17 protein-coding genes are annotated in these 25,057 nt (G+C 38.2%); 6 read left to right on the top strand and 11 right to left on the bottom strand.

Features of this window, described 5'->3' with window-relative positions; genetic code table 11:
- Window positions 1-146 precede the first annotated feature (146 nt).
- Both PSH41_RS04985 and PSH41_RS04980 read right to left on the bottom strand, forming a co-directional pair.
- Window positions 147-899, bottom strand: a complete 753-nt coding sequence (locus PSH41_RS04985; RefSeq protein ID WP_273588588.1) for a substrate-binding periplasmic protein — start codon at window positions 897-899, stop codon at window positions 147-149.
- Window positions 896-1,633: a substrate-binding periplasmic protein gene (locus tag PSH41_RS04980; protein WP_273588589.1), complete on the bottom strand. Its 738-nt coding sequence runs from the start codon at window positions 1,631-1,633 to the stop codon at window positions 896-898. Before PSH41_RS04980 ends, PSH41_RS04985 begins: the two co-directional genes overlap by 4 nt.
- Before the next feature lie 441 nt (window positions 1,634-2,074).
- On the opposite strand from PSH41_RS04980, the gene dptF reads away from it, so the two are divergent.
- Genes dptF through PSH41_RS04950 form a run of 6 tightly spaced genes read left to right on the top strand, consistent with a single transcriptional unit; the run spans window position 2,075 to window position 13,042 of the window.
- Window positions 2,075-3,667, top strand: coding sequence for a DNA phosphorothioation-dependent restriction protein DptF (dptF, locus tag PSH41_RS04975; protein ID WP_273588590.1), 1,593 nt, complete (start codon window positions 2,075-2,077; stop codon window positions 3,665-3,667).
- Window positions 3,668-3,670: 3 nt separating this feature from the next.
- Window positions 3,671-4,969 carry a DNA phosphorothioation-dependent restriction protein DptG gene (dptG, locus tag PSH41_RS04970; protein WP_273590061.1) on the top strand — a complete coding sequence of 433 codons (1,299 nt, stop codon included), beginning with the start codon at window positions 3,671-3,673 and terminating at the stop codon, window positions 4,967-4,969.
- Window positions 4,950-9,998 carry a DNA phosphorothioation-dependent restriction protein DptH gene (dptH, locus tag PSH41_RS04965; RefSeq protein WP_273588591.1) on the top strand — a complete coding sequence of 1,683 codons (5,049 nt, stop codon included), beginning with the start codon at window positions 4,950-4,952 and terminating at the stop codon, window positions 9,996-9,998. The genes dptG and dptH overlap by 20 nt, the downstream gene beginning before the upstream one ends.
- On the top strand, window positions 9,988-10,860 hold the full coding sequence (locus tag PSH41_RS04960; protein WP_273588592.1) for a phosphorothioated DNA-binding restriction endonuclease: 873 nt from the start codon (window positions 9,988-9,990) through the stop codon (window positions 10,858-10,860). The genes dptH and PSH41_RS04960 overlap by 11 nt, the downstream gene beginning before the upstream one ends.
- A gap of 18 nt (window positions 10,861-10,878) precedes the next feature.
- A complete protein-coding gene (locus PSH41_RS04955; protein ID WP_273588593.1) occupies window positions 10,879-11,937 on the top strand; it encodes a ParB N-terminal domain-containing protein in 1,059 nt (352 codons plus the stop codon).
- 1 nt (window position 11,938) lies between these two features.
- Window positions 11,939-13,042 (top strand): potassium channel family protein, encoded by a 1,104-nt coding sequence (locus tag PSH41_RS04950; RefSeq protein WP_273588594.1) that lies wholly within the window; start codon window positions 11,939-11,941, stop codon window positions 13,040-13,042.
- Window positions 13,043-13,183: 141 nt separating this feature from the next.
- Here the strand turns inward: PSH41_RS04950 and dndE are convergent, their stop codons facing one another.
- The 9 genes from dndE to PSH41_RS04905 all read right to left on the bottom strand — a co-directional run bounded on the left by dndE (window position 13,184) and on the right by PSH41_RS04905 (window position 24,327).
- On the bottom strand, window positions 13,184-13,534 hold the full coding sequence (gene dndE / locus PSH41_RS04945; protein WP_273588595.1) for a DNA sulfur modification protein DndE: 351 nt from the start codon (window positions 13,532-13,534) through the stop codon (window positions 13,184-13,186).
- 1 nt (window position 13,535) lies between these two features.
- On the bottom strand, window positions 13,536-15,527 hold the full coding sequence (gene dndD, locus PSH41_RS04940; RefSeq protein ID WP_273588596.1) for a DNA sulfur modification protein DndD: 1,992 nt from the start codon (window positions 15,525-15,527) through the stop codon (window positions 13,536-13,538).
- Entirely contained in the window at window positions 15,524-17,149 is a 1,626-nt protein-coding gene (locus PSH41_RS04935; RefSeq protein WP_273588597.1) for a DNA phosphorothioation system sulfurtransferase DndC, read from the bottom strand. Before PSH41_RS04935 ends, dndD begins: the two co-directional genes overlap by 4 nt.
- Window positions 17,146-18,231 carry a DNA sulfur modification protein DndB gene (dndB, locus tag PSH41_RS04930; protein ID WP_058550467.1) on the bottom strand — a complete coding sequence of 362 codons (1,086 nt, stop codon included), beginning with the start codon at window positions 18,229-18,231 and terminating at the stop codon, window positions 17,146-17,148. The genes PSH41_RS04935 and dndB overlap by 4 nt, the downstream gene beginning before the upstream one ends.
- 127 nt (window positions 18,232-18,358) lie before the next feature.
- Window positions 18,359-20,416, bottom strand: coding sequence for a DNA phosphorothioation-associated putative methyltransferase (locus PSH41_RS04925; protein WP_273588598.1), 2,058 nt, complete (start codon window positions 20,414-20,416; stop codon window positions 18,359-18,361).
- 777 nt (window positions 20,417-21,193) lie between these two features.
- Window positions 21,194-21,466, bottom strand: coding sequence for a hypothetical protein (locus PSH41_RS04920; RefSeq protein WP_273605085.1), 273 nt, complete (start codon window positions 21,464-21,466; stop codon window positions 21,194-21,196).
- A 276-nt stretch (window positions 21,467-21,742) separates the two neighbouring features.
- Complete coding sequence (locus PSH41_RS04915; protein ID WP_138578931.1) at window positions 21,743-22,093, bottom strand: hypothetical protein; 351 nt, start codon at window positions 22,091-22,093, stop codon at window positions 21,743-21,745.
- Window positions 22,093-23,112: a hypothetical protein gene (locus PSH41_RS04910; protein ID WP_273588600.1), complete on the bottom strand. Its 1,020-nt coding sequence runs from the start codon at window positions 23,110-23,112 to the stop codon at window positions 22,093-22,095. The genes PSH41_RS04915 and PSH41_RS04910 overlap by 1 nt, the downstream gene beginning before the upstream one ends.
- A 210-nt stretch (window positions 23,113-23,322) precedes the next feature.
- Window positions 23,323-24,327 carry a nuclease-related domain-containing protein gene (locus PSH41_RS04905; protein WP_273588601.1) on the bottom strand — a complete coding sequence of 335 codons (1,005 nt, stop codon included), beginning with the start codon at window positions 24,325-24,327 and terminating at the stop codon, window positions 23,323-23,325.
- Window positions 24,328-25,057 lie beyond the last annotated feature (730 nt).

Below are 25,057 nucleotides of genomic sequence, written 5' to 3'. Positions count from 1 at the left end.
AAGTGATCTATTTTGAGGATGGATAAACGTGTTGATAGCAAGGCAAAAAATTCGCTATTTAGTTGTTCTAAATGAGAATTTTTTAACGCAGATAGCGACACATTTAGCCCCTGAAAATGATTAAGTATTAATGTGGGTTGGTATTATTACTTAAATAACGCCTTAAGCGCCGCTTTATTTTTTACAATATGCGCATTAATAGTGTTAACTTCTTCTAAAGAAATCGTTTTTTTGCTCATCATAAAATGCACATTATTTACGTTAATAGGCGCTACTTGCTCAACGGGTAAAATAGCCGTGTATTTATTAGCAAAATGGTGCGCCACTAACGAATCGTCTACTACAAAATCTACCCGCTTTTTATTTAACAAAGCAAAGCGTTTATCGGCATCGCTGGTAAGTACTATTTGCTTGCTATATTTATCGCTTAACGTTTTAAACGTGTGCCCTAAAAAGCTGCCGCGATTAACGCCGGCTGTTAAGCCTTTTTTAAATAACTGCTCTAACGAACTAATATTTGCCGAGCCAGCATGTTTATACAACAGCATTACCTCTTCGCGATAAGGCAAACTAAAATGGGCGTAAGCTTGGCGCTCACGGGTTTTGCTTGCTGCAAACATTAAATCTACACGGCCGTGTTTTAGCTCTTCTAAGGCGCGTAAGGAGTTAGGTAATAACGTAAAATTTATACAAAAAGGGGAGTCTTTAAAAATGGTTTTAATTATATCTATTTCAACACCTGTTAACGTATTGTTTTTTAGTACCACATACGGCGGCCAGTAGCGCTCGTTGGTGCCTACATTAATTGTTTTATCGCATGCTTGGGCTTTAGCGCTAAATAACCCCAAACACGTTACCCACATCAATAAAAACACACGCGTACAGCTCAAAACATTCATTCAAACAGCGCCTTAAGTGCCGCTTTATTTTTAGTTATATGCGCGTTAATAATTTTAACCTCATCAGGCGTAACTGTTCTTTTGCTCAGCATTAAGTGTATTTGGTCTTTATTAATAGCGGGTATGGTAGGCGCCTTCATTAAGCTGTTACCACGCTTACTTAAATAATTGCCTACTAGCTCGTCTTCTATTGCGTAATCTATACGCTGTTTATTAAGCATTTCAAAGCGCTTACTGGTTGCGCTGGTGTATTCTATTTGTTTTTTATGGCTTTTTTTATACTGCTCAAACTCTTCGCCATAATAACTACCAAAGTTAGCGCCTATGGTTAAACCTTGGTTAAAAATATCAGCCAAGTTTTTAATCGTATGCTGATTGTTTTTGTTTTCGTATAAACGCATTACCTCGGTGCGGTAGGCCTTTGTAAAATGAGCATATTTAGCACGCTCACTGGTGTAACTTGCCGCCCAGCCTATGTCTATTCGGCCATGGCGCAGCTCGGTAAAAGCCCGTTTAGAATTAGGCAGCATTTTTATTTCAAAACAAAAAGGCGAGTCTTTAAAAATAACAGTTAACGCATCCACCTCTTTACCCTGTAACTGGCCGCTAATGCCCATTACATACGGCGGCCAAAAAGCATCATGTGCGCCAACGCTAAGTGTTCTTTCGCAGGCAAACACACCCCAAGAGGTACTAAACAACACACACAATAGTAAGATTATTAATTTATTCATTAAGTCTCTGAGGTAAGCTTTTTTTGTACGTTATTAAAACAGTATAACCTAGCAAAATAATATAATGGTGAAGGAACCATTAAAGTTGTAAAAAAATGTATCTAAAAAGGAGAGAGTTAACGTTTTAAGAAGATAATTATTGCTAACTACAGCACTGTGCTAAAGCGCTACAGCTGATAATGCTGGCAATATTTAATAGTAGCTTATTGTTTATAAACAAAGTTCAAATAATGATCACGTATTATCGATAATTTGAGCAATCACAATAATTAATGATATAGGCGTACTATTTTCATACCGTATCTACCTAAAAAGCCTATATTTTTTAAGCTTTATCATGTAAATTGTTTCTAAATGAATACTAACTTAACGGTAAGTTAGTTTTAAATAGACAAACCAAGGAGCGGTTTAATAAAGCCGCTCTGTATTGGGAATATTATTATGCGGTTGAAAGAAGCCCTCAGCGTCTTATCAAAGTCATCCCCTTATGCTGTGTCTACAGAGCGCAGCTCTACAAATCAAAATATTTTGGATGATGTAAAGTCATACTTGTATATTCAAATGCCAATCGAAACTGCTGTAAACAAAGCTATCTCGTCTTTTGGTGCAAACGATAAAAAAATATTGTTTTTATGTGGTAGTAGTGGCGACGGTAAATCAGAACTATTAACTAAAGCTAAAGTTAATTTTGGCTCTAGAGTAAAATTTCATTTAGATGCTACTCACAGTTTTGATCCCCATGGCACAGCAATTCAAACATTAGATAAAGTATTTAATGAGTTTGAAGCTTCAAACTCACCCCTAGTTGTTGGCATAAACGCTGGTATGCTAGGTAATTATGCTGAAGAAGGTCAAAATCAATTAATACGTAGTAAAATTAGTGAATATCTTAAAAATAAAAATACCCAAGATGACACTGCTATTTTTATTAACTTTGAAGACTATCCAAAATTTGAAATAGGTGAAGATGGTTATAAATGTGATTTTGCAGAAAAGCTATTACAAAGAATCACTCAACCCAAAGATAATATTATTAGACAACTTCTTGAAAAAGAAAAAGCTCAATTACTTGATCCATCAACCTCGCGGTTAATAGCAAACTTTGAATTACTTAGTCTACCTTCTGTTCAAAAAGTGATTATTGATTTGCTTCTTAAAGCGCGTTTAATGCGAGATCAATTTTTAACTGCGCGTGCATTACTCGATTTTATTCACGAGCTTTTACTCGGTGAAGGATATTTATTCGACAACTTATTTGCCGGTGGAGATAACGAACTTGCAAATAAAATTGAAAATTTTGACCCTGCACACTTTCGCACCAAAGAAGTAGATCGTTTTATTCTTGCTTACGATCTTGGTTTGCCAGATGGGAAGTTTGATGTATTCAAGAATGCATTAAACCAGTTAGGTATTACTAATATTGATACCGGTGAGCAGTACTTACGTTTATTTTACCTACTTAAGTACGACGATTTCGCTAATAATTATCATTATAATTTTACAGATGACTTCAACGAAGGACTAATCGAAAGTTACATTTCTATTTACCAGCTACATAAAGCTTACAGTGGCGATAGCAAACAAAAAAACAGCTTAAAAGAGTTTTATAGAGATACTTTAATTTCAGCTATTCGTACCTACATAAATCGTAACGCTCCAAAGTTAGGTAAAAAATTCTTTTTATTATCTGATTTCGGAGATTACCAAATTGCTGCCCCAGCAGATTTATCAATGGATTCTAAATCTATTGCAGCATCTCCCCCCGCTAGCAGTGCAACATTTAATGCACATTTAAAGCTGCAAGATAGAAAATTCAAGCTGCCAATAAATATTAATCTTTTGTCGCTACTTATTAATATCAACAATGGTTATCGGCCTAATAAACATGACAAAAATTCGGTAATACTACTAGATGAGTTAGCCGCAGAGATTGTACAGCAAGCAAAGGCCGCTAAAGAAATAATCATTACAGGTGTAGATGGTAAATATCATCTAGAACTTGATGATGAAGACATTATGGTTAGTGAGGGTTAATAAATGCCATTATTAAAAGAGTTAAAACCAAAAAATAATAGTGCAGCTAGTTATTTCCCTATATCAGCTAATAGTACTAACAATAAGTATGATTGGGAAACGGTAGTTGGTTTTTTCATTAAGTCTCTACATAGTCTTAAACTTGAAAAAAACATTGAGTCACTCGACGACTTTAAAAAGCTATGTAAAACGCATTTTACTGATAAGTTAGACGGCGAATCGTTTTGGCATGTTATCGAAAAAATGTATTTTGATAATGAGCAGGTGCTAAATATAGCGCCTGAGATGCAAGTGTTGAAAGTATTAAACCCAGATAAAAGTAACTCAGGTGATGAGCGGCTTACATCATTATTTAATAGCTTAATGGGTGATGTTGAAGTCGCTAATGCTCCAAAAGCGCAGCTTAACTTTTTAGAACAAGAAGTAAAAAAGGTTTTTGACTCACCACTTGTGACTAAGAAAGACCAAAGAGTACGCAAGCAAAATATCGCTTACCTCCCTTTTTTATCAGAACAATTCCAAAAAGACTTGGCTTTTTTGGTTAGCTACCCAGGGCATTTTTTGCAAAATATTAAAGCCTTTTTAAAGCTATATGGTTTCTTATATACAGTCCAACTATCACTAAATATAAAAGGCTGGGCTCAAAAGCCCGAGATAAAGCCTTGCTACTTTATTTTAGACAGTGAAAAAGCCAGTAAAGAGCGTACTAAATTGCAACTGCATGGACACAAACAAGTTATTGAATCTAGCTATTCACTTTTTCCATACTTGGCACTAAACGAAAGTTTGCAAGATACTAAAGAACAAATTGTTCCTCTATGGCACCTATTTGAAGAGCTTGCTGATACAGATATAAAAGCTTTAAACAAGTATGCAGTCGAATTCTACATTAATAGAAGTTTAACGAGTCAAGAAGCCTTAGCGGCAACACCAAGTGAAGCAATCAGTTATTTAGCCAAACTTTTTACAGAGCAATTTAAAAAAGGTAACACGCGTGAAACTCCTTTTAATAACTTTGTAAAAGCCACCCGAGAAACCTTAATCAAGCCATTTGAACAAAACCGCCGCCGAGCAGGCTCATTTTTAGTATTAAACCAAGATTACTTACTATTGCTTACTAATTTGTGTATTGGTGAAAATGAAAAGTTAAGGCTCCATGAGTTGTTAATTGAGTTTCAAAAACGTGGTGTATTTTTTGATAAAAGCAGCGAAGAATGCTTAATCGATTTGTTTGAAAGAATGGGTAACGTAGAAAGAATGAGTGATAGCGGAGATGCAGTTTATGTCAAAAAAACTATATGAAGACTTTTTAGTTGAACATTTTTGCCAGTGGGCAACTAAAGGTTTTGAGGGTGAAAGCCGCTTTCAGTTTCGCTCGCCAGATAGTGATAATAGTTTAAAGCTTTATCACGCAATGCTTAATAAGGCAGATACAAGCGTTGAATTGAAAACTAATGACATAAACCAAACGCTGCCTGCTATTACTTTTGGTAAAACTACGTTAATACCTGTAGTACATAGCGAAAGTGCACAAGGGCTGAGTGAAAACTTTATCTCACATTTACGCGATTTAGTATCAGCTCAAGACGGCCCTTTAAAAGACTGTGTATTACTCGTTATCCACAACTCTTATTTAGATACGCTAATTAATTCAGCACGTGACATAGGTAAAGCTGGTGAAGTTTGGCATCCCTCAACAATCAAAAAATCACTCAGTGAGCTTATTTCGTCAATAAGCGGTACTGATAAAGTATCGCAGTGCCTGCTCGATCACCGTTTTAAACTAATTATCGAAGACGGCGCAACTATGTTCGGTTTTACCGAACTTTATGATGCGCTAGAAGATGGCGTTATTCAATTCAGCGAATTAGGGTTATTTAACGACAACACAATTGTAAGCTGGGACGATACAGACCAGATAGATAAACGTCTATCACAAAACCACCAGTTATACGGCAATATTAGCGAGATAGTTGAAAAGTACCCGCAAGAGCTTGTCGAAAAGCTGGGCGATTTAGAACTTAGCGAAAAGTTTGTAAATACTCATTTTGCAGATGGCCAAAATTGGGAAGAGCTCGATTTTGGCGCAATTATAAAAGAGCGCCGAGACAATAAAGAAAACCTATTGTCGTTTGAAAGTGAAATAGTCACAGATATAGATTTTATAGCGCGTGAAAACAAAAAAGAACGCCATTTAATCATTCAAATGCCAGAAGGCAAAACTGACTTTAAAATTGAAGCAAGTTTTGTGGGCGGTAAAATTCAAAAAAATGAATTAAAACTACAGCACACTAAAGAAGAAATTACTCTTGATGTAAATAATCGGTCTCAAAAACGTAGTATTGCTGAAATTTCGGGAACCTTTAATAATCAACCGCTTTATTTTAGTGTTGATTTTAAACGCGAAAAACCACAAGAGCGTTTTAAATACAGAGTTTTAGTTATTCCACAGGGCGCTTTTTATCTTGATGATTTAGCCGATAGCTTTTTGCTGGTACCACGCAAGCAGCTTATAACTTTGCAAACAAATGCGGGGGTTCTACAGATTGCTGCTCAAGGAACTCCTGCAAAAGTTACGCAATCAAACCAAACTTTCCTAGTTAACCAAACACAGGCTGTAGATTTTGCACAGTTTGCCAATGAAACAGACACATTAACCTTTGCAGTTCAAAGTGGATCGCATGTACTTAATTTTGAAGTGGATGGCGCTGTTTCGTCAGATACATTAAGCCTACCACTAGTGCTTGATACCAACCTGTTCAACCGTCTATACAGTGATAATTTCAATGGCTTATACAATCGCGCGAAAGAAAAAGTCGTTATTGATGGGAAAGACCTGAATCCTAAAGGTATGCGTAAAAACCTATTAAATTGGGAAGCAAAACTACAAGATGAGCGCATACTTGCAACACAAGCTGCTGGTAGGCCTGAAGTTACATTAGAAAATATTGAAAGCGCATTCCCAGACTTATTTGTAGCTTACCAATCACTATTTGATTACTTAGACGAGCGAAAGGCACTTATAAGTACTTGCTCGTGGGGGGGCGAGTTTTTAGGTTTAGCAAATAAAGTTGTTGAGTGCTACTTAGCGCAAGTCGATAAATTAGAAACTAAATCGCTGTTATCTCCGCAAGCAAACATGCTAGTAAATATAGGGATTACTGAATTTGATGACCAAGAATATATAACGCCGCTGCACCCATTAACACTCGCTTACTTTGCTCAGCTTGTAACACGTGCTAGTGATGAAAACGATAGTAGTTTTAATACATTACCTAAAGCCACAATTAAACGTTTAAATGCAGAAGGCTTATTACCATTTGTATGGCATGCAACAGACGGCTTTGCATACAACCAAGCTGTGCCCGAGAACCGTATGTGGTGCAAACTGGTTTCTAACAAAAAAGCAGCACTTGAATATGTACGCCCATTAGTAAGGCAAAAAACAAGTGAGTTTACAAAAGCGTTTGATGTCCTTTTTGATAAAGGCGGTAAAGAAACCGTTTATATTAACTCTATCAATAATGGTAACAACACCGCGCTATTTTTAGGCTTAGTTGATTACCTAAAAAAGAAATCCCCTGACGAAGCAAACCGCATTCACGTAAATATTTATGATAAAGCACTACAACGTACTTACTTTGATGATTTTGCTGATGCGCCAAGTTACGATGAACTAAAAGAGTTAGCTGAGCTAGGTAGCGAAAAAGACAAAGCCGATGCTATTGCCGATATGCTTAAAAATCGCATAACTTACAGTAAGTTTAAGTTAAATGCACAAGAGCCAACATTTAACTATGCACACATTAGCTTTGTACGTAACGATACAACAGTAGAGCCAGTACCTGTTGATGTACTAACCGAAAAAACCGGTGTTGCCTGTCATGGCTTATTAGCTGGCGAAACCGCATATCAAGAGCAAAACACGTACTTTACAACCTTTGGCCTTAATAAGCTCGATGTTGATAGTACAGCTACATTAAAACTAAGCAGTCAATTTAACAGCTTGGCAAAAGCTGCATGGTGCGGGCAAAAGTACGAAACTAGTAATGGCTTAGGTTTAAAAGTAGCGGGGCAACTGTCAGAGCTTCTTGAAGGCGTATACGAAAACTCAGTTTGGACGGTGATTATTGACCCTAAAGTGACGCTTGAGTTTTTTAAAGGCCAAAAAGATGCGGTACTGATCCACTACTCAGACAACTTTACTAATTCTGCAAACTACGATGCGATAACCGTTACCAAACGCCGAGACTTATACGACCAAGTACTTTCTCAAGGTATTAAAGGCCTAATAGACGAGTTTAATGCGTTTAATGGTGAGTGGTTACTTAAAATGATCACCAGTAACGACAACGACCGCAAAGAGAAAAAAAGCATAATAGGTGCGTATAAATACGTAAACTGTTTGCTGCATCAAAGCGATATTACATGGGTGCCAATGAGCGTGGCCGAAATGCTCCGTGTAGCGGGTAATATAGGCTTAAAAATGAGTGATAGTGACTTCTCGCGCTACTCACAAAATATAAAAAGCGGCGCTATATCTGACGACGTTTTATTTGTTGGCTTTAAAGGTAGCAACATGTACTTGCTACCGCTTGAAGTTAAAATTGGTAAAAAACGCACACATGGTAAAGGCATTCAACAAGCTAAAGAGCTAAAGCGTTATTTAGTCGAAAACTTATTTGGTCGTGACGACTTAGCTGGGCATTTATACCGAGGCTTGTTTATTCGCCAAGTATTAATGCAAGTTGATAAGTTTGAATTATACAAAGTGTACGAGAATGACTACTTTAACGAACTACAAAACAATCGCGAGTGGTGGTTACAAGGTGATTACCAAGTTGCCGATTTAGCTGACTACCCGCAAGGTTTTATGATGGCATTTTTTGAAAACGCCGATTTTGCCAAAGAAGAATACACCGTTGAAGACGATATTCTGCAAATCATACTACCAAGCGCTAACTTAAACCGTTTTATAAGCACGCCTTTGCAAACATTACTTAGCAATATTCAAAGTAGTGAGCTTTGTTATATACCCGAGCAATATATTCTTGAAGGTGAAGCAGTAAATAAAAGTAGCGTGACACCAATAAAGCCAGTTGAAAAAATAGACCCAGATAAACCAAAACCTGTAGATGAGGTTCTACCTAAAGTTGCCGAAGAAGCAGCGCCAAACATTGTTGCAAAGCCAACGTCAACAGACTCATTAAAAGTACTAGTTGGGCATGTTATGCAGAATAATGAGCCTGTTTACTGGGAGCCGACCAACACTGCTAAATTTATGAATACCAACTCGGGTATTATCGGCACTATGGGCACGGGTAAAACCCAGTGTACTAAGTCGGTAGTGACTCAGCTTTATCGTAATCAGCACAATAATGTTGATGGTAAACCAATAGGTATACTCATTTTCGATTACAAATCAGATTACGTTGACGATAAGTTTATTGATGCCACTAATGGTAAAAAGTTTAACTTACATAAATTGCCATATAACCCGCTTAGTTTATTTGGTGATACGCCCATGTTACCTGTGCACACAGCGCGTGGTTTTTCAGAGACTATGGGCAAAGCATTTAATTTGGGTCAAAGACAGCAGTTGAAGTTACGCCGCATAATTGGTGAAGCATATGATTTAGCCGGAATTGATCGCGCAAACAAGTCAACGTGGAGTAAACCGGCTCCAACAATGGCGGATATATGGTCATTGTTTTTAGATAGCGAACCAGCGGAAGATTCACTTTATGCAGCGCTTGAGAGCATCTGTGAACTTGAAATATTTGAAGACGACACTAGCAAGTGCATGTCGCTTTACGATCTCGTAGATGGCATTACCGTCGTTGAGTTGGCAGGCTACCCAGGTGAAATACAAAATCTTGTTGTAGCGCTTACGCTCGATTTGTTCTACTCGCAAATGCAAAAACAAGGCAAACCAGAAGTACAAGGTGACTTTAGGCAAGTGACTAAGCTAGTACTGGTTGATGAAGCCGATAACTTTATGTCACAAAACTTCCCAAGCCTTCGCAAAATATTAAAAGAAGGTCGTGAATACGGGGTGGGGGTTATTTTATCAACCCAAGATATTACACATTTTAAAACCAGTGAAAACGACTATTCAGCGTACATTTTAAGCTGGATTGTGCATCGCGTAGCACAAATAAAAACCCAAGATATAAAAGGCATATTCAACAAAGATGATAAGTCAGAGCAAGAGCTGCTGATGAAAAACATCCGAGAACTTGAAAAACACACCAGCCTTTATATTGATGGTGAAAAACAAATTAAGCGGATTAAAGATAAGGCGTTTTGGGAATTATTGGATGACGCCTAATGAATTACGTGCTGCCATACTTGGTGTTAAACGTTGGAACCGTGGTGATGAGCGTGCGCCTAATAAACCATTAATGATGGCTTACGCACTTGCAAAATACATTCAGGGTCATGGGCAAATGTTTAGCTATGAAGATGAAGTTGATAGAGACGTTCATCTTTTGTTAAAGCGTTTTGGCCCTTCACGGAAGGCATATCATCCAGAGTATCCTTTTTGGCGCTTGTTCAATGATGGTATATGGCGTTTGGATAACGCAGAGGAGTGTATTCCAAGAAGTAGCAATACTGACGCTAAAAAATCCGAGTTAATAAAGCACCAAGTTACAGGCGGTTTTAGTGATGAGATCTATCAGTTACTACAAAGCGATATACAACTTGCTATTGAGCTACTAGAAACAATACTTTCGGAAAGTTTTCCTGAAAGTATTGTGCCTGAAATTACAGCTCAACTTGGTTTAGAGTTTACATTCAAACAAGTTCAAAAGCGTGACCCTAACTTTAGACGAGAAGTGCTTAATGCCTACAACGGGAAATGTGCAATTTGCGGGTTCGACGCGCGCATAAATGACGATTTATTTGCTCTTGAGGCTGCGCATATTAAATGGAAGCAGTTCAATGGCCCATGCAACGTAAGTAACGGTTTAGCACTTTGTTCTATTCATCATAAAGCGCTAGATAAGGGGGCAATCACAATTACACCAGAAAGGACAGTTAAAGTATCAAATGCTGTAAATGGGGGGGATTTAGTGTCTAAATTGTTTTGGGACTTTGAGCAAAAAGAGATAGATTTACCAAGAGATAAAGGTTATGCCCCAGAAGAATCCTTTCTTACTTGGCATTATCTAAATGTATATAAAAGTTGAAGGAAGTGACAAAGGCATATGACTATCAAGACTAAAGAAATTACAGTCGGGCTAGCGCAGCTCATGCTGGATCCAAATAACTACCGACTGAACAAAGGTGAAGAAGATCAAAAGTACTCTGATGATGAAGTTGTGGATGTTCAGGATGAAATTCAACAAAAATTGGTCAGTGAAAATATTTCAGACTTGGAAACCTCAATATTAAAAAATGGTTTTTTAGAAGTAGATAAAATTGTTGTCAAAGAGTTGAATAATTTAACCAGCTCAGAAGAACTAAAAAAATATATCGTTATTGAAGGTAATAGAAGAACAGCGGCTTTTAAGTCGGTTATTAATGAACATTATTTGGTAAATGAGGAAAAGTTTGAGGATGACTTTCCAACATCACTGCAAGAAAAGTATAAGAAAATTAATGTTATCCTAGTCAAAGGTAGTGATGAAGAAGTTAAAGATTACTCTCAACGATTAATGGGCATAAGGCATGTTTCAGGTCCTCGACAATGGGGAGGATACCAAAGTGCGAAATTAATCAATGATATGGCAGAACAAGGTTACAAAAAGATTGGTACTTTATTGGGAATGAGGCCGCATGAGGCACAAAGAAAGCATGAAGCCTATTTAGCAATTCAACAGATGAAAAGAGATCCTGATTATACAACTAAAGCATCACCAAAATTGTTTACACTATTTGCTGAAATAGTAGCTTCAAATAAGTTTTTTAAAGATGAATGGTTAGGTTGGTCAACGGAAGATCTAGAGTTTACAAATACAGGCAATCTTCATCGTATCTATGATGCTATTTTACCTACTGAGGATGGCTATCAAGAAATTAATAACCCTTCTAAGTTAAGGTTTTTTGCAAAATGTGTGAAGACTAATGAAATTAGAGAACAGCTAGAGGCTGGCATCTTACTTGAAAATATTGATTATGATTTCGATGCTGAAAAGAGAGTCGAAAAAATAAAAGGATTTATTAGTTTTACAAATAAATTTGAAGATTTAACGCTCGAAGAAGAAAAATTATTTTTAAGGTTAAAAGACATTATTGAAAGGCTCCCTTTTAAGGAGGCTGAATAGTATGAAGGAATGGTATGAGGTTGCGCGAAAGCAGTTGGTTGATATTTTAAATGAGAATGTAAAAGTAAGTGGTTTAGAGTTTCTAGAGGATTTTGTCTTAGAAAATAGAGATGATTATTTTGAGGATTTAGAATTTGATGATGTTGATAAGTTTGTAAGTGATGAATTTGATCCCTTCCAAAATTGGCTAGAAGAAAGTTCTCAAGATAGCGTTAGAGTAGGTAAAAATGGAAAGTGGTATTCAATTAACTCGAATGAAAAAACTTCTACTAAACTGAAAGATAGTTTTAATCTGACTAATGAAGAAGTGAGATTACTTGAATTAGAGGCACTAGGTTTACATTCAGGGAAAGTAAACGAGTTCAAAGCGCTGTACCAAAAGCTTGTGGCTACAAATTTTCATGAGTTAAAGTATAAATGTGCTTTTAGGTTAGCTAAGTGTGCTGAATTAAATAGAGGGATACATGAAGATGAACTTATTCAGTTTTGGGAAAATGCTTCAGATGCCGCAAAAGCGGCTAGTTTAATAACAGAGTCTTGCGATTGTAAATCAAGAGCTGCTTATCATTATGTAAGACTATCTAATCATCAGGCAGCAGCAATGTTATACGAAGAAGCTTTTCAAATTGTAGATGAGCATAGCTATGGTAGTAAGATGCAACTACTAAAAAATGCTAGGTTGCAGTATCAACTTTTTGGCGATCATGAATCAGCTTCGAAGGTGTTTAAAAAAGAAAAAAATCTAGAGTATCAAGAAGCAACAAAGTCATCGAAGATAGCTTTGTTTTTATATCGAATGAGCTCAAATTATGGGGAGAGCCCTAGACGTGTACTCTGGAATTGCCTTTTGATTCTAATTTTATCTACTTTTTTTGCCTTTGCATTGGATATTACAGTGAATAAAAATGAAGGTGCTTTAAGTTTCTGGGAGCAACTTTCACGAAGTGCTTATTATTCAGTGGTAACTTTCACTACTCTTGGTTATGGAGACTTTTATCCCAAAACCGAGTTAGGGCATTTTTTTGCAAGCTTAATAGCTCTATTGGGGTTGATTTATTCTAGCCTCTTTATGGTTACTGTCGTACGAAAGTACTCTAGGACTTAATTATAGTGTAATTAGTGAGAGTGATTGAAGCAGCTCATAATATTATTTATGCGCTGCTCAACTAATCAAACAATTTAATGGCTATAACTAACACTTTAATCTAGCTATCAGAATGAATCATGTAATTTAGGCATTTATTGCTTAAACAAAACTTGTTAAATTTAATAGATTTGTATAGTTTCTAATCGCAGCAATTCCGTCCTCAACATGTGCTGCCCATGCTGCTTGTAATTCTTTATCAGAATACTCAGGGTAGCGCTGTTTAAGTAGTAATTCAGTTACCATTTGAGTTTTACCTAACCAGGTAAACTTATCGAGTTTAAGGCTACCAGAGAGTTTGTAGTCTTTTTCTTTATTGAACATAAACCCCTTTTCAATAGAACGAAAAAATGCAATTCGGGCTGCTACATTTGGTGTAACGCCTGTTTTGCCTTTAAGGGTTTGGAGCTGTTCTTCAACGGCTTTGTTAAGCCACATAGTTTGTGGGAGCATGTTATATGGCCTCCTGTGCTAGCTCTGCCCAAAAGTAACCTTCTCTCAGGGTTGAACAATTAGTAAGTTGGTTAAATTCAATCTCGAACGCGTGAGACACTTTATGCTCAATGGCTTGGTAAAAATCTTCGTCTACTTCGGTGTCGGTTGAAAGCAGTATTACTTGCTCGCTGGCCTCTGGGAAGTAGTGCTTAATAAGTTTATCGCGGTGTTTTGAATCTAAACGGCCCAGTGGCGTATCTACCACTACTGGCAATACTTTACCCGAAAGCTTGCCGAGCGCTTCTAAAATAGCGAAAGCAAATATTTGCTTTTCGCCTGCAGACATAGATTTACGGTTAATAATAACGCCTTCGGCATCGACTAGGTTTACGTCAAAGCTGGTTGGGTCTATTTTAGCCGAGAGCTTTAAATCTTCTTTCCGGGCGAGCTTACGGTATGCTTTTACAAATAGCTCTTCTAATTGCGTTACACGCAGCTCTGTAAGGGCGTGTTTAAAGTCTTGCAATACATATTGGCTAAGCTCTACACGCTCAACGGCTTTATCGGCTGAGTGGTTGTTTTTAAGTTTGGCGTAGTCTTTCTCTAAGCGTTTTGCCAGCTCTAACTCTTTAGCTTTAAACTCTTTAGCTTTTAATAGTTCGCTTATGTACTCTTTGCTTGTTGTATCACGTTGTTTTTCAAGTTCGCGCAGCGATGTATATAGCTCATGTAAGTCGGCAGCATCAGGGGCACGCTCAATATTAATTGAAAGTGAGCTTAATTTATTTTGCGTTTGAGAAAGCGTTGTTGATAGCTCTTTTATTAACGCTTGCGACTGCGAAGCCTCAGTTACTTGTGCGTTTATAAGCGCAAATTCAGAGTCTGAAATATCAAGCTTTGGCTCGGCAAGGGCGGTTTGATTTACCAGCTGACCAAAATAGCTATTTACCGTTGCCATTATATCGCTGCTTTGGTCATCAAACTTTTGATTCAGCGCGCTTTCAAGGTTTGGTAACGCTTGTACTAGCTCGTTGCCAAAAGCTTTAGCTTGTTTAATTTGTTGATCGCTGGTTAGCTGCTCAATTAAGTTTTGCATAGCTGTTGGCGCAAGTGCCATTGGTAGGCTGCCGCTTAGCTCTTGGCGTATTTTAGCTGTTAGCTCTTTTTCAAGCTCAATCAACTCTAAGGCTTTTGCTTGCTCTTGATCTTTGGTTTTAGCCCATGCGCCACCTTGAGCTTGTATTTCGTGCTCTTTAGTGGCTATTTTGTTTTTAAGCTCTGTTAATTGTGCGCCAATGCTATCGGCTTTATCTCTTGTGGCATTGACTTGCTTGGTAATTTGCTTTTTTTGCTCTTCTGCCGCTTTAATTTTTTTAAGCGTGTCTTTATCGGCGGTTTCTGCGCCTAGGCCTTTTAAGTAAATATCAAGGTCGTTGCTTAGGCGGTTTATAATATCGATACCTAGCAGTTTTTGTACGGCCTCTTTTAAGTAAGAGCCGGTATCATCCTCTGCTAGCTCTGCTATTTTTTCGCCATCAAAAAAGAATAAATCGCCAATACCTGGCGGTACTATTTCATGCAAAAACGCTTGTACTTGCTCTGAATTTAATGAGGTATCTTGCTCGCCATTAATAGTGAGCGTTAACTTTTCATCGCCTTCAAACTGCCATTTACGGGTTACTTCGTAAAGGTTATGTTTGCCTTGATGAGTATGCGAAAAGCTTAGCGTTATACTGCCTTCGGCATTTTGCTGGGCTTTGGTTGCCGTTTTATTAGTTTGCTCGTTTAAGTAACTTAGGTAATCTTTTTTAGTGATTACAGCACCCAACGCACGCTTACCTAATAACGCTAAACGAATTGCAGTAAGAATAGAGGTTTTACCCGCACCGTTTAAGCCACCAAATAAAATAATAGGGCGCTCAAACATGCCTCCTTTACGCGGGTCTAAGTCTATAGTGGTTTGGCCGTTAAAAACTCGAAAGTTATTTAGGGTCAGTGTTTTAAAAATCATTCTATGCCCTCAGCTTTGAGCAATGCATTAATTTGTTTTAGGTCGTCTTCTAGCGCTTTTACTTCGTTACTTTGGCGCATTTGGCTCTGACGAATATCTAAATTAGAGGCAATAATAACTTCGGCGCTTTCCCAATCTTGCTGAATTAAGCGGCCAATACGATTAAAAATACCCGTACGGCGAGCAAGGCCGCTCATTTGGGTTTCAACGTCTATTAGCTTTTTAACCATTTGCGGCGATACGCCATGCTTAGGTGCAATGTCGTTAAGTAATTGACCTTCGGTTAGGCTAAATTGGTTTGAGTCGTCTATTGTCCAGTCGAGCTTTATGCCTAGCGCATCAAATACAATACCGGGTAGGGTATCGTCCCAATCTGGCTCGTTGGGGTCGTTTAACCATTCGTGCCTTACTGCGTGTAATTCATCAACGGTAATTAACTCTACATCACGGCCTTGGTCGTTAAATTGCTTTTGTATATTAAGCAGTAAACGCATGGCATGCTGGCGATACTTTAATTTGTAAGGGCCTGTTGTATAGTCGTCTGTTAATACGCGCTCTTTGTCTTCTTTTAGGGTTTTAAACGCTAAGCGGCCATCGCGACGAATATGGTTACGGTATTTCTTTTTAAGCTTAGGCGATGTACTACGCGATAAAATATTGCGGTACTTAAGCAGTGGTGTCATCCACTGCTCGCCGTTTTGAATGAGGCTTTCCATTGCGCGGTCGCGAGTTACTACGGTACATGTCCAACAACCAAAACGAGAGTTACCACACGAAGGCGTAGTTTCATCTATAACCATTGGGCACTCGCCTTGGCCTGATGAGTCTTTGTATAGGTTCCATAACACAAGGTTTTTACCGCCCCATGGGTTTTCCCATTCTAGGTCGTATTTATCAAACCATTTGTTTTTAGTGCCGTATGGCGTTTCTTCGGTTTTTAAGTGACACAGGCGTAGAATTTTCCACACATCGTCAACACTCCATGTATCAATTGGCGTGTAAATAAAGGCGTTGCTTAAAGTGGTGTGTACGGCTAAGTCTGAACCATCAATTTTGTGTTTTTTAATTACTTGCGCACGCGATGCGCTTTCTTGTGAGCGAGAACCTAATACAACAATTACTTCGTCGTATTCGCTTACGCGCTCTTTAATAAAGGTACTTACAGGGTCGATTTTCATTCGCTCTGTACACCAGCGAAAGTTACGCGTTGGCGCAGGGTACCCTTTACCAAGTAAGTTAGCCCAAAACGTATTATTGGATTTTGGCACTACTTTATGTGAAGTAATTGGTAGGCCTTCGCGCTTTGCACCTTCTTCAATTAGTTTTAGTGATTTATCGACGTGATCAACCACCATAGGTGTTTCAACTAAGGTGTCGGACGCGACTACAAAAACGGGCTTGTGGCGGTCTTCTGGTTTTAAACCAAGTAATGCAAAGTAAATTAGGGTCATTACGGCAGATGAATCTTTACCGCCACTGTAACCTAATACCCATGGGCGTTTGTCAGCCATGTATACTCGTTGGGTGTCGGCTACAAAGTTATGTAGTTGGCTACCTGCAAACGATTCATTTTCGATAAATTCGATGTAGTCTTCTAGATCGTACTGGTTTAATAATTTCATGCGTTTAAGTATTCATTCTCTTTTTGTACATCTTCTTTCGAAAGAGGGAGGCCAATTTCACGTTTTATTTGCATGCTGGTAAGGAAAATATTGCTCATAGCCTTTGAAAGCCTGCCATGTTGCATTGCTCTATGAGCCCAAGCAGGATTACTTTTAAGCCAGTTGATGTTGGCAATTAACTTAAGCTTTTTTTGTTTTTCTGATTCGCTCAGAGTTAGTAAGCTTTTACCAACTAGCGCAAGTGCCTGGAGGCCAATACCATGAGCCGAAATATACTCTTGTCGAAATTCTGCAGCCGAAAGCTGTTTGTTTTGTACTTGTATCCATTCTGGCATATAAATATTTAGTGCTTCCCAGTACTTTGCAGCAATTTGCCTTTCGTCTTCATTAAAGCCTTCCTTAGTCCCTTTACCAAGTAAAACGCGGTTTGCTTGTTTAATGCCACTAAGGGTAAACAGTTTACTACTTTTAACGGCAATTGTAGAGCGTTCAAATTCAGTAAATCCTGCAAAAGGTTTTGTATTTAAAGCTAAATAACGAGCAAGTTCAGATGCTTGATCGCGGTGATCGTACATGGTGCCAAGCGATGGGCTAGGGCGCACTGCGTATTTATTTAAATCGGCAAACATTTGTTGGCTACGTTGTAAGCCTTCGTCGACAAAAAATAATACGGCTATGTTGTCTTGACTGAGCTCTGGGCGCTCTTTTATAGCCTCTTCAATAGCTGCGCGACGGTGTTGCCCATCGTTTATTAAAATTTGTGCATCCATTGGTACTTTTAAGCTGCCAATATTGCTGTTTTTATCTACTTCAATAAAATCGATCTCAGCACCAATTGAGGCGGTAATAGCTGAAAATACATAATCGTGTGGTGACTCAACTAGGTAACGAGCCATTTCTGGTATGCGGCCTTTATTGAGAGTACGCTGAGCTCTAAGCTCAACGGGGACTTCTTCTTCATCATACATGAATATTTTAGGTATGAGCCTTAAAGGGCAGGTTGCTATATAAAATGGTTTGCCAGCCTGTTGGCCACGAACTGCGGGGAAGCTGTAGCAATAATTGCTTTCAAGGTTGCTCATAGTTTAATCTCATCACGTAAGGTACGTAATATTATTACGTACCTTACGTGATAAATACAGTTTTTATTGTTTTATTTATCGCAATGTCGATACGTGGAAACATAGTTCCTTGTTATGAATAGTAATTTTATTTCTTAAAAAATTTATCTCCCTTCAACTCTACAGCCCAATAGTCAAACACCTTGAGTAAAATAGGCCAGTTGGGCCACTCTGCTTTGGCTACGCCTTTGAGCATATCGGCTAATTTTTTATCAAACCGTTGTTGGCTTTTGTATTCGCTACTGTCTTTTTGTAAATAATCTACTTTGTTATAAAAGGGCTGGTAGGGGTAAACCTCGCCGTAGTAAAAATAGTCTATATCTTGCTCTAGCATTTTTACTTTTATTCGCTCAGTGAGTAGCGGCAGCTTTTTATTAAAGTCATCGTATTTTAAAAATGTCACTTTGCCTGAGTGCATATGTATTTTTACTAAATCTACGTCGTCAATATCGCCATACAATTGCACCGCACAGCCTATGTAAACACGCAGTATTGCGGGGAGTTGGTTTAAGTAACGAGTGGGTAATATATACGAGTGGTTGTCGTGTAACTCACCGAGCTGAATTTGCTCAAAGGCTTGGTAACAGGAATTGCCAATATTAGCAGGCTCTGCAATTGAGAATAGCAGTTGCTTTGCTTGCTCTAATGCTTGGTTATAGTCACTAAAATGTACTTTTAAATCTCGCGTCAGCCTTGCAGGCATGTGGCTTTTAGCTTGACGTTTACCAAATAGGCTAAGTGCAAAATAAACCAGTAAATCATGTTTTCGTTTTTGTTTCGCTTGCTCAAATTCATTTTGTTCATAGTAATTTTGCAGCAAGCTAAATGCTTTGTTGTGGCTGGCAAAGTATTTACGCAATGTTGCGCTTTGTTCAAACTCATCGTTTGCAGGTAAACGGCCTAAGTGCAGGCAATGTTGCCAAAAATCATCAAGCAGAGTTTGGTGTTTTTCAAACAAGGTTTTTTGCTGGGCTTTGGGTAAAGCTTTTGGCTGCGGCCTTTGGGTTATATGTTGCCAATTATAATTTTGAAATTGCAGCTCTAAATGATGTGCCTCTTCTAATTGCGGGCATTTAAAAATAGCAATTATGCCTTGCCCCAACGCCATTGTTTTAACGTTTAAGGTTTGCTCTATGTAGGCTCTTATTTGGGCTTGGCTATAGTATTTTTGAAAGGTGTTCCATTTAGTGATTACGCCGTCTTTATATTGTTTGAAGTGTTCTTGCTTCGTTTCGTTGGCAAGCATTACTGATACTAAAAGGAGTTTTTGTGTGTACTGATAGGCTGCTTTTAACGTGTCTTTTCGCTCTTGTTGATCTTCAATGACATTGAGTACAAAGCCCAAATTAACAATATCACTTTTTTGTTTATTTCCATTAGGCCTGTGTACTGGGTCCCATGCGTTAATATTTAACCCGTGTGCTTCTAGTTCTGTTGCGTCATCGGCTAGGCCGCAGCCGTAATCGAGTATTGAGTAATCACCATTTAAATAACCGTACTTTGCTAGTTTTTGAAAAGGCGCAGAGAGCCTATCACGATTTATAGCTGTTAAATGTCGCTTTATTGTTTGTGGTTCATTTTCAACTATAAGCTCTGGTAACTCAGCTACTTTGTGTAATCGACCTTGCTCATCAAGTTTAAAGCCTTTGCGCTTTATTAAGTTTTCCCATTGCTGTTTAAAACCAATACTCTTGGTGTTTTGGTACAGGCCTATTCGCTCACCTTCGTCGGTAATATCTTTAAATGTTTGGTAGAGCGGGTAACTTGGTAGTACAAAGGTTTCTTTGCGGTGCAAAATAGGCGGATTATTTGAGCTACTGTAGTTTGTTGTTTTTATTGTTAGCTCATCGGCGTCAATTGTATAACTGGTATGGAGTGCGGGGTAAGCGTATTCACCAAAGTCAGGGTAGTTAAGTAAGGTAAATTTTAAATCCCGCTTGTAAAGCTTAATTATGTTCCAAGTTTGCTGTACATCAAGCCTGTTTATTGTATTTGTTATAAAGCTTAATAATTCAGGTGCTAGCGCTTCTTGTAATGAACTTTTATGTAAATAAATGGCAGTTGGTAGTGATTTACCATGTTTAAGGTTTTTTATGAAAGCGCGATATTTTAGAAAACTTAGCTTTGGCGAAGAGTTAGTATCCATCAAAGTTACTCAAACCTTTAAAATAATTTTAATATACCTAACGGTAATACCAACAACAAATTTAAAGGCCGCTGTTAAGACAATCCACCCCGTCATTTTGCCCGAAGAGACTCAATTGATGAGTAATTGATTGCATGGAAGCAAGCGAAGCCGTGACTTCGCCATGGACGGCGAATACACGGCGGTTACTTCTCTTTGGTTGCCATCGCCAACGCAATATTTGTAAATTATTTTAAAAGCTACGCTTTTCGCGCGAGCAAGCTTCGCGCCTACTGCAAATTTTAAGGCTGTAGCTCAAATATTTCCCCCTTCGACTTCGCCTGCAAACACATAATTAATGAGTAATTACCTCGCATGGCGGAATTTTGTTCCCGACAAATTCCAAGTACCTAAATCCCTTTAGGCAATGCGAGTAAAGCGATGCTTGCATATGGGCGAAAAACGTAGTTTTGAACGAGAGGGTAGGGAAACCCGAACTGGAGAGCGTACATGGATGTGAAAGTTGTGCGTTCATCGCGTTTACGTTCATATTAATTTTGTATTTGAAGATAAGTGAAGTTGCGGGGCGTCGAAGGGTTCCAATGGGCGTTCGGCGCTATGCGCCCCTTGGTTGCCGTTGCCAACGCGATATAAGGAACTAAAAATACAGAGCGCGAGCAAGCTTCGCGCCTACGTCGAGTTCTAACAGAGCATTTTGATATAACCTTGTAGACGCGCAACTTGTTGGCGTTTAAAAGCTGCGCTTTTTGGGTCAGGCGAGTGTAACTGAATACGTGACTACTTTGAAAAATAAGAAACAATACACAGACACAGCATCATCCCTGTAACTGAAATTAAGTGGATCATGCCTATTGTTTTATCAACGGGACGTGCATATTTGGCTACAAAACGACCATCAAACATCGGAGTTGGTATACGAGAGCGTTCAAAAAACATCGCAAATACATAAAATGAAACACTAGCGCCAATACCTTTATCCCAGTTTGGGGGAAGTACACCATCCTTTTCCATATTTTTATTAATATGTTTAACAGAAATTCTTGAAAACAATATGCCAGAGGCAAAATACCTATCATAAAGATGATAAGAGAATACCCCGCAAAATGAGCTGCGGGCATCTAAAATACCCCTTCAAATATAGGTTTTCTGTCGTATATGTTTTCAGAGGTTTGTTTCATAAATTTGCTCATTTCATTACTCGCTGCAAAACCAACATATAGCCCTACACTTAACGAAATGACCCACCCATCGCCGTGGGGTTCCAAGGGGCGATATCCGTCCCTTGATTGCCATCGCTAATGCGACATGTATAAGTAATTTGTCGGCCTAGTAAAAAAAAGCCTCTAAAATCATCATAGAAAATAGACTCAACAAAAAGCCTGTAGTAGAAATAAGGTGCAAAAAAGCTAAAAACTTGTCTATTGGTCTTGCATACTTTGCAACATGGCTGCCATCAAATAGTGGAGTTGGTTTTCGTGCCCTTTTAAAAAAAATAGCCATAGCGTAAAATGGCGCGCTTGCACCGATTCCTTTATCCCAGCTTGGGGAGCTTATTCCATCTAGTATCATTTTATTATCAATGTATTTAATTGAAACTCGCGGGAATAAAACAGCCATTATCATAAGATAAAAAAAGAAAAAGATAGTGCTGTATAATAGTATTTCTAGTATGGGCATTAGAAAAGTTCTTTTGTTAGAGGTTGTCTATCATATAAATTCTCAGTAATCTTTTTTGCTTTTTCATTAACATATAAGCTAGCTCCAAAACCAACAAGTAAGCCTATTCCTACAGCTACGACCCAACCGTAAGGAGTTAGCATTAAAATTGTCGATAAGGCTGTTGTTGTAGCTGTAGCAGTATAAATTCCCGCTAAAGTTGAAACTCCAAAACCAGCCATTTCAGCTGATATACTTCTATGCCAGTCACCACCATTTTTATAATCACTATAAACAGAAACTCCTCGCACAACAGCATCGAAGGCAATCATCCCATAACCTAGCCAACGAGCATTATTTTCGAGGCGTTTTATTTTGTTTAATTCAGCAGTACTATTTATATCAAGTTTAGATGAATGTCTGGCACTTTTGGCTATATGAACACCACGGTCAGGGTTAGACCAAACAGTACCTCTTCGACTTGCACGGTTAGTATTCATAAAACGCTGTAATTCAGCTTGGTATTTAACTTGCAAGTCTTTAAATATAGCAAGTGCTTTTTGCTCTAAAGCAACCATGTGGTATTTAGGCATACCTGATTTATGTGCGGCTCGAATGTCTTTTAAAGATGCTTCATATTTAATCGCTAAATCAACAAATTTTGAACTGCGAGCTTCTATTGATGTGGCACCTGAACCAACAATAGCATGTGTGTTACTTTCTAAAAATGGTATCACTTGAGCTTGAAAGTCAGAAATTGCAAGCAAGGTTTCACTCCCAAAATCACGTAACATACCTGCAATATTTCTTTTTGATTGAGCAGGTAGTAGCGAAAATTGTCTGAGTATATTTTTTTGTTCTGAGGTAGGGTTATCTGAGAGTTGAGAGTACTCTTTGCGCCAGATATATGGTGTACCAGAGGTAATCACATCACTTTTTATGTGATTATTATCTTTAGAAAATGTATCTTCCTTGTCTGTTTTACATTTTACTACTTCTGCAGTGACTGCATCCAAGCAGATTCTAATTTCTAGAGCCATGATAAGTATCCTTACTTTTTAATTGTTTAAAAAGGCTAATGATTTTTAATTAAGTAGTCAATACAAAAATATTTTACACTAAGAAAGTGTAAAATATTTTGCTGCTAGTATTGTATGAAACACAATACAGCGCATAGGCCTTTTCGCTGTTTGAGGATTATAAGCCAGTTACTAACGAGCAAGCGCGATGTAGAATCGCACCTACAAACGTTAAAGCTTAATTGGCGTACTTATCTCACAATCTTTGCATACTAAAGAGTAACTTTCTCTACGCTTACCTGTTTTCGTATTACTACTCGAGCACTCAGGGCATGGCATTTTCATTGGCGTATTTGCACTGCAATTGCCGCATTTTACAAAGTAGCCATAACGTCCAGAAAGAGGCTGTAAGTTGATCGAACTTTTACATTGCTTACACGTTAATATTATATCTTTGATTAGAGCTTCTTTAGGTTTTGCTTGTGTAGTAATGGTTTGCTCAGATGTTATTAAAGCCTCATCGTAAACAGATTTTGACTCGCTTATATCCGCAGACACATATGAAGGCTCTTGTAAGTTAGGCGATATATTTTGCTCTAAAAGAAACTCACAGATCCTAGCTAGGCTTTCTTCACTAAACCAAGAACGAGTATTGGTCGAAAAAAAGTGCAGGGCATTTGGTGTTGAGGCAGGTAGCTTCATTATGTCTAAAAGTTTATCAGCTATAAATTCAGACTTTACGAGACGCTCTTCAAGCGTTTTTGGTGTGTTATCTCGATTAATTATGGCATTACTCGATATTGCACAGATGCTATGCCATTCACGGCCACCAAAATTTTGTTGTATTTTACCAAAAATTTTTGGCAGGAGTTGAGGAGCATTGTCTATTACTAAACTTTTTAGTAATGCCAATTGTAGCTCAACTTGTTTGATTGGTGACGGCATGCCTTGCCATTGCCCACGGTAACTGCGACTCCACTCTTGATGTTGGTTTATTGCAACTTCACCGGTAATACTTTTTGATTCAATAAGAATAAATCCGTAGGTGTAAACAACTAGGTGGTCTATCTGTGCGGTTTCGCCGTTGTGTTTAAACTTTACATCGTTAAACACAAATACTTGAGAGTGGTCTTTAAATGCGCGGCGTAAGTAAAATGCTACGTCTAGCTCTTGTTTTTGACCCGCTTTGATCTTAGCGTAATTGGAAGTTGATAGAGATTTATCTTTTAAAATCATGCGACATCCTTTCTGTCATATATGTTTAAATCATATCACTGAAGTACCTAATAAAAATACTGTTGAAGGGTTTTTACTCGCCCTGCTTTTATTTAAAAGCAGGGCTTTTACGCTGTTAATTTATTAAGTTATGAGAAGCTGCGCTTCTAACGTGAGCAAGCTCATCGTCTACAAGCGCGATATAAAATCGCGCCTAAACACCACATCCACGCCAGTGTAAAATTCACCTTGTAGACGCGCAACTTGTTGGCGTTCAAAAGCTGGGCTTTACGGTGATAATTTATAAGTAATGAGAAGCTACGCTTCTAACGTGAGCAAGCTTCGCCCCTTGTATCTACAAGCGCGATATAAAATCGCGCCTACGCACCACATCCACGTCAGCGTAAAATTTAACTTTGTAGGCGCGCATTGGTTCTGTTCAAAAGTGATTATGTCACCAGTGATAAGTGACCAATTAACCCCCGTATTTTCTCTGTGTAGCGCTAAGCGCCTCTGTGCCCTCGGTGGTGAAAAACAAGTTAAGCCAATTATTCACAAAGAGATTAAGAGACGCTGCGCTTTTAGAGCTAGAGCATAAGTGATTTAATAAATGATCACATAAGTAACCTGAGCTGCGCATAAGAAATGGAACTAAATGCCCTTGCGGTGATCAGATCTTTCGACCAAGAAACATAAGATTACCAAGGCAAGGGCATGAATAACTTAGATGCAATTTACGTAGATGTCGATG

Source organism: Pseudoalteromonas sp. CST2 (assembly GCF_028599385.1).
Classification (GTDB): domain Bacteria; phylum Pseudomonadota; class Gammaproteobacteria; order Enterobacterales; family Alteromonadaceae; genus Pseudoalteromonas; species Pseudoalteromonas atlantica.
This window is presented reverse-complemented; position numbering and strand designations above follow the sequence as displayed.